Below are 12,589 nucleotides of genomic sequence, written 5' to 3' on the forward strand. Positions count from 1 at the left end.
CGCGCTGGATTACAGTTCGCTCTTCTTGTGGAAACCGTCTTTAATCACGGTGGCGTCAATGTTCTCTTTATTGACTTCAATTGGCGTGAGCAGGCGAGCCGGAACATCTTTCAGCCCGTTATTCAGCGTCGCGTCTGCTTTAGGCTGCTTGCCATTGCCCAGTTCCACGGCGATTTCAGCCGCGGTATTGGCAAGCTCGGTAATCGGTTTGTAGACCGTCATGGTTTGTGTGCCAGCGATAATGCGTTTTACCCCTGCCAGGTCGGCATCCTGCCCGGAGATAGCGACTTTCCCGGCCAGCCCCTGGGCGCTCAGCGCCTGGATAGCACCGCCTGCGGTGGCATCGTTGGAGGCCACGACCGCATCAATTTTGTTGTTGTTGGCCGTCAGCGCGTTTTCCATAATTTTCAGCGCGTTTTCTGGCAGCCATCCGTCGGCCCACTGATCGCCAACCACCTTAATTTTCCCGTTGTCGATGTAAGGTTTAAGGACTTTCATTTGTCCTTCACGGAACAGTTTGGCGTTGTTATCTACCGGAGAGCCACCCATCAGGAAATAATTGCCCTGAGGCACTTTGTCGATCAGGCTTTGCGCCTGTAATTCACCCACTTTTTCATTGTCGAACGAAATATAATAATCAATATCCGCATTATTAATCATACGGTCATAAGCGAGAACTTTTATGCCTTCTTGCTTCGCTTCTTTCACTACGTTACTTAATACCTGGCCGTTATAAGGGATAATGACCAGGACATCGACACCACGGTTAATCATATTCTCGATCTGTGACATTTGCGTTTCTTCATTGCCATTCGCTGACTGAACAAAGACATTCGCACCGAGTGATTCCGCTTTTTTCACAAAGATATCGCGATCTTTTTGCCAGCGCTCCAGGCGCAGGTCGTCAATCGCCATGCCAATTTTGACCTCTTTGGCATGTCCTGCAAAGCTTACAAGGAGGAGAGTAGTGCAGATCGTTAGGGTCAGGTTCTTTATCTTCATAATTATTAGGCCTTTTGTAGGGGTATGTGTTGCTGAGATAAAAGAAACATTCACTGCTGGGACGCAGCAAATTTTTAACGCGGAAAGGCAGGCTGGCAATTACAGATTTTTATCTTCTCATTACGATATTTGGTTTATTTCTGAATTTATGACCGCGATCGGATTTTAAAATGCGTAACGTCTTAATTACATTTGATTCTGGAATTTACGCCGAAAAATAGTTTGCCTGCGCATTATTTTGCGAGCCAGCGCACAGTTGTGCATTCTCTCAATAGCAGTGTGAAATAACGTAATTGAGCAACCCAAAATGTCTATTCACTATTACTCCTGTATCAACGACTCGCCGCATACCCTGATTATGGAGCTCAATATGCAAGCTTATTTCGACCAACTCGATCGTGTTCGTTACGAAGGCCCAAAAACGACCAATCCTTTAGCATTTCGTCACTACAACCCGGATGAGCTGGTACTGGGTAAGCGCATGGAAGACCATCTGCGCTTTGCCGCCTGTTACTGGCATACCTTCTGCTGGAACGGCGCCGATATGTTCGGTGTGGGTTCCTTTGACCGCCCATGGCAGCAGCCGGGTGAAGCCATCGAGCTGGCGAAACGTAAAGCCGATGTGGCATTTGAGTTCTTCCACAAGCTGAACGTGCCGTACTACTGCTTCCACGATGTGGACGTCTCGCCGGAAGGTGCGTCTCTGAAAGAGTACCTGAACAATTTCGCGCAGATGGTGGATGTGCTGGCGGCAAAACAGCAGCAAAGCGGCGTGAAGCTGCTGTGGGGCACCGCAAACTGCTTCACTAATCCACGCTACGGCGCGGGCGCGGCAACCAATCCGGATCCGGAAGTGTTTAGCTGGGCGGCCACGCAGGTGGTGACGGCTATGAACGCCACGCATCAGTTGGGCGGCGAAAACTATGTCCTGTGGGGCGGCCGTGAAGGCTACGAAACCCTGCTCAACACCGATCTGCGCCAGGAGCGCGAGCAGATTGGCCGCTTTATGCAGATGGTTGTCGATCATAAGCACAAAATCGGCTTCCGTGGCACGCTGCTGATTGAGCCGAAACCGCAGGAACCGACCAAGCACCAGTATGACTACGACGTGGCGACGGTGTATGGCTTCCTGAAACAGTTCGGGCTGGAAAAAGAGATTAAAGTTAACATTGAAGCCAACCACGCCACGCTGGCGGGCCACTCTTTCCATCACGAGATTGCGTCTGCGATTGCACTGGGCATTTTTGGCTCTGTCGATGCTAACCGCGGCGATGCACAGCTGGGCTGGGATACAGACCAGTTCCCGAACAGCGTGGAAGAGAATGCGCTGGTGATGTACGAAATCATTAAAGCGGGTGGTTTCACTACCGGCGGCCTGAACTTTGACGCCAAAGTACGTCGTCAGAGCACCGACAAATACGATCTGTTCTACGGCCACATTGGCGCGATGGACACCATGGCGCTGGCGCTGAAAGTCGCCGCTCGCATGATTGAAGACGGTGAGCTGGATAAGCGTGTTGCGAAGCGCTACAGCGGCTGGAACAGTGAGCTGGGTCAGCAAATTTTGAAAGGCCAGTTATCACTTGCGGAGATCGCGAAGTACGCTGAACAGCAGCAGCTGGCGCCGCAGCACCAGAGCGGGCACCAGGAGCTGCTGGAAAACCTGGTCAACCACTACCTGTTCGATAAATAACAGCACGTAGGCCCGGTAAGCGTTAGCGCCACCGGGCATTTCTGTTAAAGGAGTCACCGTAATGTATATCGGGATCGATCTTGGCACGTCGGGTGTGAAAGCCATCCTGTTAAGCGAGCAGGGCGATGTGTTGGCTACGCAGACGGAAACGCTGCAGGTTTCACGTCCGCATCCGCTGTGGTCGGAACAGGACCCGGAGCAGTGGTGGCAGGCAACGGACCGTGCCATCAAGGCGCTAGGCGAGAAACACCCTCTGCGTGACGTCAAAGCGCTGGGGATTGCCGGGCAAATGCACGGCGCAACGCTGCTGGATAGCCAGCATCGCGTGTTGCGTCCTGCGATCCTCTGGAACGATGGCCGCTGTGCAGAAGAGTGTGCGCTTCTTGAGGAACGTGTACCCACCTCCCGCCAGATCACCGGCAACCTGATGATGCCCGGTTTTACCGCACCGAAACTTCTGTGGGTACAGCGTCATGAACCTGAGATTTTCCGGCAGGTGGCGAAAGTCCTGCTGCCGAAAGATTATCTGCGTTTTCGCATGACGGGTGATTTCGCCAGCGACATGTCTGACGCGGCGGGCACGATGTGGCTCGACGTGGCGAAACGTGACTGGAGCGAGGCGATGCTGAATGCCTGCCATCTGACCCGCGCCCATATGCCCGCGCTGTTCGAAGGTAGCGAGGTGACAGGCACGCTGCAGCCAGCCGTTGCTGAACGCTGGAATATGCCAGCCGTACCGGTGGTGGCCGGAGGCGGTGACAATGCGGCGGGGGCCGTGGGTGTCGGCATGGTGGAGGCAGGGCAGGCGATGCTGTCGCTGGGAACGTCCGGTGTCTATTTTGCCGTCAGCGACGGGTATCGCAGCAACCCTGAAAGCGCAGTGCACAGTTTCTGCCATGCCCTTCCGGGGAAATGGCATTTGATGTCAGTGATGCTCAGTGCCGCATCTTGCCTGGATTGGGCGGCAAGACTCACCGGCATGGCCGATGTTCCGGCGCTCATCTCCGCCGCGCAGCAGGCGGATGACACCGCGGGTACGATCTGGTTTTTACCGTATCTTTCCGGTGAGCGAACGCCGCACAACAATCCGGAAGCGAAAGGGGTGTTCTTTGGTTTAACTCATCAGCATGGCCCGGCTGAGCTGGCGCGTGCGGTTCTGGAGGGTGTGGGCTATGCACTGGCCGACGGCATGGACGTGGTGCATGATTGCGGCCTGAAACCGTCGAGCGTCACCCTGATTGGCGGCGGCGCGCGGAGCCCTTACTGGCGACAGATGCTGGCTGACATCAGCGGATTGCAGCTGGATTTCCGCACTGGTGGCGATGTCGGGCCCGCGCTCGGCGCCGCACGGCTGACACAGATAGCCATGAACCCCGAAAAACCGCTTTCACAATTGTTACCGCAGCTTCCGCTTGAACAGGCGCACTTGCCTGACGCAGCACGCCATGCCCGCTATGCGCAGAGGCGCGACGTGTTCCGCAAAATCTATCAGCAGCTGCTGCCGCTGATGTCGTAAACATCCGCCGGGTGGCGCTGCGCTGACCCGGCCTACCACTCCCCGTCCATCTGGCTAACTTACAAACCTGCGCGTATCGATTCTTTGCAGCAGCATCGACAGCAGCAGGCTGATGACCAGCGTGGCGGCAAAAATCCAGATGATATCCAGCACCGGCCAGCTCTTTAGCTCCACACCTCTTGTACGCAGGGCGTGGATCACCAGCGCGTGAAAACCATAAATTCCGAGCGAGTGCCGCGAAATCACGCTCAGGACCGGGAGTGGTCGCGCGTTGAGCGTGTTTTTAACGAGCGTAAGCAGCGAGACGGCACAGAGAAACACCATCGGTCCGCAATACAGGTACCAGGTATCGGCAAAATTACCGCGCCATTGCAATTCGTGCAGCGTCCCGCGCGATATCACCGCCACGCCTGCGATAAACAGCAACGCAGAAAGCCAGTTCAGACTACGTTTTTGCGTCTCCATCATCCCGATGGCGCGCCCCAGCATGCCGTAAAGCACGTAATAGAAGGTATCGCCGTTGATATAGAGATTGACCGGCAACCATTCAAATCCGTCGATTTTCTGCGAGACCGTATTCGGGTTGGCGATGAGGCCAATCACCACCATCAGGGCCAGCAGCATTTTCCCGCTGACGTTTTTCACCTGAATAAGAGGAGAGACGAGATAGATAACGATAATGGCGAAGAAAAACCACAGGTGATAGAACACTGGTTTTTGCAGCAAATATTTGAGTGATAGCCCGGCGTTAATTGAGGTGAACAGGGTGATATAGAGCAAGGCAACTGCGCTGTAAAACCCCAGACAGGCCGCGATGCGGGTGAAGTGCCTCGGTTGCGCGCTACGTTCGCCAAAAAAGAGAAAGCCGGAAATCATAAAAAACAGCGGGACGCTGACGCGAGACGCAGAGTTGAGAATGTTGGCAATGTCCCAGTTAACAGAGCTGATGCTGTGCGCATTCGTGACATACCAGGTCGTCGTGTGGATCATGACCACCATCAGACACGCTATTCCTCGCAGGTTATCAATCCAGTTAATTTTTGACGCCATCAGTTCCTCGTATTCCCTGTAAATGGAGTGTGACTGCCATTGTCCAAAAGTCTTCGTTTGGAAAATTCTGAGTTTTATCAGCAGGCTTGCCGGAAGACCGCGAGATTCGCAGAATGGCGGACCTTAATCTATAAAAGCTTTGATACTAAAAATAACAGCCACTGACCAGGACGGTAATAAAAATGATGATGAAGCGAGTGGCGTCACTCTTTCTGCTGCTCATGCTGGCAGGTTGCAGTACGCCACAAGAAGCACCTGTGCAAAAAGCACAGCAGGGCAAAATGAGCCCGGAACGTTCACTGAACATGGAGGCAATCTGTAAAGATCAGGCTGCACGCCGTTATAACTCGGCCGTTCAGAAGATTGATGTCACCGGATTTGAGCGCTTTCAGGGAAGCTATGAGCTGCGGGGCCATACGTCGCGTAAAGAGGGCTTTGTCTGCTCGTTTGATGCAGACGGCCAGTTTTTACACCTCTCCATGCGCTAACCTGCTCGCATAATCAACAGCCAGACGTCGCCCACGTTCTGGCCTGAAGGCTTATTTCCCAATTTTCCCTAAACAACCCCGTTTCGTACTGTATATCTTGCAGCCAGCGGGTATACTGGTCCCTTCCATTTAAAACCACACGTATCCAGCACGAAATACTATGCAAAAGTTTGATACCAAGACCTTCCAGGGCCTGATCCTGACCTTACAGGATTACTGGGCTCGTCAGGGCTGCACCATTGTTCAACCTTTGGACATGGAAGTCGGCGCCGGCACTTCACACCCGATGACCAGCCTGCGCGCGTTGGGACCAGAGCCAATGGCGACCGCGTATGTGCAGCCTTCCCGTCGTCCGACCGATGGTCGTTACGGTGAGAACCCGAACCGTCTGCAGCATTACTATCAGTTCCAGGTGGTGATTAAGCCATCGCCCGACAATATTCAGGAACTGTACCTCGGGTCGCTGAAAGAGCTGGGTATGGATCCAACCATTCACGATATCCGTTTCGTGGAAGATAACTGGGAAAACCCAACGCTGGGTGCCTGGGGTCTGGGTTGGGAAGTGTGGCTGAACGGCATGGAAGTGACCCAGTTCACTTACTTCCAGCAGGTTGGCGGTCTGGAATGTAAGCCGATCACGGGTGAAATCACCTACGGTCTGGAACGTCTGGCGATGTACATTCAGGGCGTAGACAGCGTTTACGACCTGGTCTGGAGCGACGGCCCGCTGGGTAAAACCACCTACGGCGACGTGTTCCATCAGAACGAAGTGGAGCAATCCACCTATAACTTCGAATACGCGGACGTGGACTTCCTGTTCACCTGCTTCGAGCAGTACGAGAAAGAAGCGCAGCAGCTGCTGGCGCTGGAGACTCCGCTGCCGCTGCCTGCTTACGAGCGTATTCTGAAGGCCGCCCACAGCTTCAACCTGCTGGACGCCCGCAAAGCCATCTCCGTGACTGAACGTCAGCGCTACATTCTGCGTATTCGTACCCTGACCAAAGCCGTTGCAGAAGCTTACTACGCGTCCCGTGAAGCCCTTGGCTTCCCGATGTGCAACAAGTTGAAGTCAGAAGACATCAAAGTAAACGAATAAGAGGCGGCCATGTCTGAGAAAACTTTCCTGGTGGAAATCGGCACCGAAGAGCTGCCACCAAAAGCCCTGCGCAGCCTGGCTGAATCTTTTGCTGCGAACGTGACTGCCGAGCTGGATAACGCTGGCCTGGCGCACGGTAAAATTGAGTGGTTTGCTGCGCCGCGTCGTCTGGCGCTGAAAGTGGCAAATCTGGCGGCGTCTCAGCCGGATCGTGAAGTCGAAAAACGTGGCCCGGCTATTGCCCAGGCGTTCGACGCGGAAGGCAAGCCGAGCAAAGCGGCTGAAGGCTGGGCGCGCGGTTGCGGCATCACCGTTGACCAGGCCGAGCGTCTGACCACCGACAAAGGCGAGTGGCTGCTGTATCGTGCGCATGTGAAAGGCGAGAGTGCAGAAGCGCTGCTGCCGGACATGATTGCCACGTCGCTGGCGAAATTGCCGATTCCTAAACTGATGCGCTGGGGCGCGTCTGACGTCCACTTCGTGCGTCCGGTGCATACCGTGACCCTGCTGTTGGGCGACACCGTTATTCCTGCCACCATTCTGGGCGTGGCGTCCGATCGCGTGATCCGCGGCCACCGCTTTATGGGTGAGCCGAAGTTCACCATCGACAATGCCGACCAGTATCCGCAAATTCTGCTGGAGCGCGGCAAGGTCATTGCTGACTACGAACAGCGTAAAGCCAAAATCAAAGCGGACGCGGAAGAGGCGGCGCGCAAGATTGGCGGTAATGCCGATCTGAGCGACAGCCTGCTGGAAGAAGTGACCTCTCTGGTTGAATGGCCGGTGGTGCTGACCGCGAAGTTCGAAGAGAAATTCCTGGCCGTTCCGGCAGAAGCGCTGGTGTACACCATGAAGGGTGACCAGAAGTACTTCCCGGTATACGCCAACGACGGCAAGCTGCTGCCAAACTTCATCTTTGTCGCCAACATCGAATCGAAAGATCCGATCCAGATTATCTCCGGTAACGAGAAAGTGGTGCGTCCACGTCTGGCGGATGCCGAGTTCTTCTTCAATACCGACCGTAAAAAGCGTCTGGAAGATAACCTGCCGCGTCTGCAGACCGTGCTGTTCCAGCAGCAGCTGGGTACGCTGCGCGACAAGACCGACCGCATTGCGGAGCTGTCCGGCTGGATCGCCCGCGAAATTGGTGCCGACGTCAACCATGCGACCCGTGCGGGCCTGCTCTCCAAGTGCGACCTGATGACCAACATGGTGTTCGAATTTACCGATACCCAGGGCGTGATGGGCATGCACTACGCGCGTCACGATGGCGAAGCGGAAGACGTGGCTGTGGCACTGAACGAGCAGTATCAGCCGCGCTTTGCGGGTGACGAACTGCCGTCCAACCCGGTCGCCTGCGCCGTGGCGATTGCCGACAAGATGGACACCCTGGCGGGTATCTTCGGTATCGGCCAGCATCCAAAAGGGGACAAAGACCCGTTTGCGCTGCGTCGTGCTGCGCTGGGCGTGCTGCGCATCATCGTTGAGAAGAACCTGAACCTCGATCTGCAGACACTGACCGAAGAAGCGGTGCGTCTGTACGGCGACAAGCTGACCAACGCGAACGTGGTGGACGACGTTATCGACTTTATGCTCGGTCGTTTCCGCGCCTGGTATCAGGACGAAGGTTACACCGTTGACACCATTCAGGCGGTGCTGGCGCGTCGTCCGACCCGTCCGGCTGATTTCGATGCGCGTATGAAGGCGGTTTCCCACTTCCGTACGCTGGAAGCGTCATCTGCGCTGGCTGCGGCTAACAAGCGTGTCTCCAACATTCTGGCGAAATCCGACGAAACGCTGAACGAACGCGTGAACGCCGCAACCCTGAAAGAGCCGGAAGAGATTGCTCTGGCGATGCAGGTTGTGGTGCTGCGCGACAAGCTCGAACCGTACTTCGCGGAAGGCCGCTACCAGGAAGCGCTGGTGGAGCTGGCGGAACTGCGTGACGTGATCGACGCCTTCTTCGAGAAAGTGATGGTGAACGTAGAAGATAAAGACCTGCGTATCAACCGTCTCTCTATGCTCGAAAAACTGCGCGAGCTGTTCCTGCGCGTGGCGGATATTTCGCTGCTGCAGTAATGTGCACGCTGTCATAAACATGTGAGCCGTCTTTCTTTCCGGGTGGCGCTACGCTTACCCGGCCTACATTGTGTAACGGGTTGCACGTTTCATTGTAGGCCCAAGCGTAGCGCCGCCGGGGGAAACTGACAAAATGCACTTTGCCAGCAGTTTGAAAACCCGCTTCGGCGGGTTTTTTTATGGGGCTTTTGTAGGCCGGATAAGCGCGGCGCCTTCAGGGTATCGGCAAAGTAGTCCTTCCCAAAGGGCTGAGGGAGTATAAGTCGCCCAAAATTTAACCTTGAAACCTTCAACACATTACCGTTATCCTTACCCTCGTTAAATTTCTCACGCTGGAGTGCCCCCCAAAAATGAACAAACACGACTGATGAATTTCGATCCTTGCTAAACGCCACCGCGTCGGCAGGGGATGTTTTGATTTCATTCAGGAGTGCTTATGGCTCATTTTGCGCAGTCCCCTTCTTTTATTTTGCATCAGGTCACCTGTCAATTTGCGACGGGGGATACCCTTTTTGGTCCGCTGAATCTTTCTCTGGAACCGTCTCTGTGCGCGCTGGTGGGCCGCAACGGCAGCGGGAAAACACGTCTGCTGCGCCTGCTGGCGGGACTTGATGAACCCGCAAACGGGCATATCGAACGAACCGGAACACAGGTTTATGTGGCGCAGCAGCAGGATATTTTGCCACACACGACGCTGGCTGAACTGCTCGGGTACGAGGCAATCTTCGCGGCGCGAGCGCGTGTCGACAGCGGAGAGTATCAGCCTGACGATCTGGAAACGCTTGATGGCTTCTGGGATTTAGCAGAACGCCTGAGCGAGGCGTTTGCCCGGGCGACACTGTCGCCGTTTGATCCGGATAAGCCAGCCGCTGAACTCAGCGGTGGCGAGCGTGTCCGCGCGTTGCTGTGCGGGGCGTTTACGGCGCAAGCGGATTATCTGCTGCTGGACGAACCCACTAACCACCTGGACCGGCAAGGCCGGACATGGTTCTACGACCAGCTTGCCCGTTATCAGGGCGGTGTACTGGTGGCCTCCCATGACCGTGAGCTGCTGGCGCAGGTGCCGCGTATTCTTGAACTGAGTGGCGCGGGTCTTCGCAGCTATGGCGGGAATTATGCGGATTATCAAACCCAGCGCGATGCTGAGCAACAGGCTGCCCGCGTGGCGCTGGAGCACGCGGCGACGGCGCGCAAACGTACCCGCGCGCGCATGCAGAAAGAGCATGACGACAGCCAGCGGCGGTCGGCAAAAACATTGCGCACCGTCGATACCCTCAATATCGCATCGTTCGAACGCGTCAAATATAAAGGCGCGGCAAAGGAACGTATTGGCAGCTGGAAAAAGCAGCATAACGAGCAAAATGATGCCCTGAACGCTGCCGTAAACAAGGCGCGTGAGCGGGTTGAAGACGATAACCCGGTGATGTTTACCCTGCCGGGGAGTCAGATTCCGGAAGGAAAACAGGTGCTGGTGATGGAAAATCTGGTGCTGCCGCATGTGCCCGTTCCCCCACTCAACTGGCGGATGGATGGTCCGATGCGCGTGGCGTTAAAAGGACCAAACGGCTGCGGGAAGTCGACGCTGTTAAAAGCGATTCTCGGCGAAATCAGCCCGCGTTCAGGGACCTGCAACGTTTCCGTCAGCTGCGCTTATCTCGATCAACATCTGTCCCGGCTCGATCTCTCGCAGTCGGTCATGACCCACCTCAACCTGGGCAATACGCCCCTTGAAGAGGGGGTATTACGAACCCGTTTAGCGCAGCTTCAGTTGGGGGTCGATAAAGTCGCGCTCCCGCTGGCGGAACTGAGCCGCGGTGAGCGTCTTAAGGCGGCACTGGCCTGCGTATTATGGCGTGCTGAGGCCACGCAGCTCCTGCTGCTGGATGAACCGACCAACCATCTGGATCTGGCCTCGGTTCAGGCCATTGAAGCGGCATTGGCCGGTTTTCCGGGAGCACTGCTGGTGGTGTCACACGATGACGCTTTTTTAAAAGGGTTAACGTTGTCGCACGAGATGATCTGGGAAGAGGCGGGCTGGCGTTGCGAAAGTCTTTAAACACAAGCCCCCGCGAAGGCGGGGGCGTTCAAACGTCACTACGCTATCTGTTTGCTGAGTGCAGGGTTGGCCTGAATCAGGCGCATCAGCTTTAACTCGGTTGGCGTGGGTCTCTCACGTTTTGACTCCCACTCCAGCACCATCGCTACGCTGACACCCATCGCTCTGGCGAATTCTTCTGTCTTCAGACCTGTCCCTTTGCGCAATTGCTCATATTCTGTAAAGGGATTGGCTTTTTGTTGCAGGGTAATCGTCTGCGGTACATCTTTAAAAATGATCTGTTCCAGACTGCTCAGCAGCTCAAACTCAGGATCTTTATATTCCATTGAGAACTCCTCTTAAATCTCACATCGTGATCAAGAACATCAGAGAGCCAATTAAGAATAGTCCCTAATACAAACCCAGGATCGTCACGGGTGTGATTAATCGTGCGGTAACGATCGCTTTATCCGATTCAGCTATATGGATAGTTATGCTAATTACCTGATTAACCATAAGGAGGGCCCGTCAGGTATTTTTTTGTAAATGATAAGAAATAAATCGGCAATAGGCGTTTTACATGAAAAGAGTATCTTGCAAGGCTGACCTGGACTATCCTTGTAAGCCGTCGGGCACGCGTGTGCCGGTGTGCGCTTTTTTGGGTGAAAGGAGTAATAAAATGGCGACAGGAAAGTCCTGCTCTCGCTGGTTTGCGCCTATTGCGGCGTTGTTGATGGTTGTTAGCCTGAGTGGGTGTTTTGATAAAGAAGGCGATCAGCGTAAAGCGTTTATCGATTTTCTGCAGAATACAGTGATGCGCAGCGGCGAGCGGTTACCGACGCTGACTGCGGATCAGAAAAAACAGTTTGGTCCCTTTGTGTCCGATTACGCCATTCTTTATGGGTATTCACAGCAGGTGAGCCAGGCGATGGATTCCGGTATCCGCCCGGTCGTGGATAGCGTAAACGCCATCCGCGTTCCACAGGATTATGTGACTCAGCGTGAACCGCTGCGCCAGTCCAACGGTGCGCTCGGCGTGCTGAGCCAGCAGCTACAGAATGCGAAAATGCAGGCTGATGCGTCACGTTCTGCGCTGAAGCAGGGTGACGATCTCAAACCGGTCTTTGACAAAGTGTATGAGAAAGTGGTGACCAAACCGTCTGAAGCACTGCAACCGCTGATTCCGGCCGCGCAAATTTTCACGCAGCAGCTGGTTCAGGTGGGTGACTTTATCGCCCAGCAGGACACTCAGGTGAGCTTTGTTGCCAACGGCATCCAGTTCCCGACTTCGCAGCAGGCAAGTCAGTACAATACGCTGATTGGGCCGCTGGCCTCCCAGCATCAGGCCTTTAGCCAGGCCTGGAGTGCCGCCGTCACGGCCACAGAATAAACCGAAAAAACCCCGCGTCAGGCGGGGTTTTTTTATGCATTGCGAAAATAACGCTTGTCATTCCTCTACCACATCGGTATAACTATTCCCGTCGGTTTGTTACACAGACCTAAAGCAGTTTAGTAAAGCAGTCCAGATTGTTATCCATAGATACCCTTCGTTGTGACCCTTCCTTCATCGCTTAAAAATCTGTAACGCAATCCATCAAGCCGGAAGGCACAATATATTTGTTAATTAAGG

General features: G+C 54.7%; 10 protein-coding genes. 7 read left to right on the top strand and 3 right to left on the bottom strand.

The features are described from left to right. Window positions 1-9 precede the first annotated feature (9 nt). Window positions 10-1,002: a D-xylose ABC transporter substrate-binding protein gene (xylF, locus tag ACOTXR_RS17840; RefSeq protein WP_014882036.1), complete on the bottom strand. Its 993-nt coding sequence runs from the start codon at window positions 1,000-1,002 to the stop codon at window positions 10-12. Window positions 1,003-1,372: 370 nt separating this feature from the next. Between xylF and xylA the strand changes: the two genes are divergently transcribed. Further along, a complete protein-coding gene (gene xylA / locus ACOTXR_RS17845; protein WP_086527836.1) occupies window positions 1,373-2,695 on the top strand; it encodes a xylose isomerase in 1,323 nt (440 codons plus the stop codon). A 61-nt stretch (window positions 2,696-2,756) separates the two neighbouring features. Beyond that, window positions 2,757-4,211 (top strand): xylulokinase, encoded by a 1,455-nt coding sequence (xylB, locus tag ACOTXR_RS17850; protein WP_058690625.1) that lies wholly within the window; start codon window positions 2,757-2,759, stop codon window positions 4,209-4,211. A gap of 54 nt (window positions 4,212-4,265) precedes the next feature. Here the strand turns inward: xylB and ACOTXR_RS17855 are convergent, their stop codons facing one another. Then, on the bottom strand, window positions 4,266-5,261 hold the full coding sequence (locus ACOTXR_RS17855; protein ID WP_045282188.1) for an acyltransferase: 996 nt from the start codon (window positions 5,259-5,261) through the stop codon (window positions 4,266-4,268). Between the two features lie 182 nt (window positions 5,262-5,443). On the opposite strand from ACOTXR_RS17855, the gene ACOTXR_RS17860 reads away from it, so the two are divergent. The 4 genes from ACOTXR_RS17860 to ACOTXR_RS17875 all read left to right on the top strand — a co-directional run bounded on the left by ACOTXR_RS17860 (window position 5,444) and on the right by ACOTXR_RS17875 (window position 10,980). Continuing rightward, a complete protein-coding gene (locus ACOTXR_RS17860; protein ID WP_014882040.1) occupies window positions 5,444-5,749 on the top strand; it encodes a YsaB family lipoprotein in 306 nt (101 codons plus the stop codon). 160 nt (window positions 5,750-5,909) lie between these two features. Further along, entirely contained in the window at window positions 5,910-6,845 is a 936-nt protein-coding gene (glyQ, locus tag ACOTXR_RS17865) for a glycine--tRNA ligase subunit alpha (protein WP_023338915.1), read from the top strand. A gap of 9 nt (window positions 6,846-6,854) precedes the next feature. Further along, window positions 6,855-8,924, top strand: a complete 2,070-nt coding sequence (glyS, locus tag ACOTXR_RS17870; protein WP_023338916.1) for a glycine--tRNA ligase subunit beta — start codon at window positions 6,855-6,857, stop codon at window positions 8,922-8,924. A 436-nt stretch (window positions 8,925-9,360) separates the two neighbouring features. After that, window positions 9,361-10,980, top strand: a complete 1,620-nt coding sequence (locus tag ACOTXR_RS17875; RefSeq protein ID WP_222834741.1) for an ABC-F family ATP-binding cassette domain-containing protein — start codon at window positions 9,361-9,363, stop codon at window positions 10,978-10,980. Window positions 10,981-11,018: 38 nt separating this feature from the next. Here ACOTXR_RS17875 and ACOTXR_RS17880 read toward each other — a convergent pair whose 3' ends face one another. Continuing rightward, window positions 11,019-11,306, bottom strand: coding sequence for an HTH-type transcriptional regulator (locus ACOTXR_RS17880; RefSeq protein WP_014882043.1), 288 nt, complete (start codon window positions 11,304-11,306; stop codon window positions 11,019-11,021). Between the two features lie 332 nt (window positions 11,307-11,638). On the opposite strand from ACOTXR_RS17880, the gene ACOTXR_RS17885 reads away from it, so the two are divergent. Next, on the top strand, window positions 11,639-12,349 hold the full coding sequence (locus tag ACOTXR_RS17885) for a DUF3053 domain-containing protein (protein WP_014882044.1): 711 nt from the start codon (window positions 11,639-11,641) through the stop codon (window positions 12,347-12,349). Window positions 12,350-12,589: the final 240 nt, after the last annotated feature.

Source organism: Enterobacter cloacae complex sp. IR53030, assembly GCF_049238365.1.
Classification (GTDB): Bacteria; Pseudomonadota; Gammaproteobacteria; order Enterobacterales; family Enterobacteriaceae; genus Enterobacter; species Enterobacter kobei.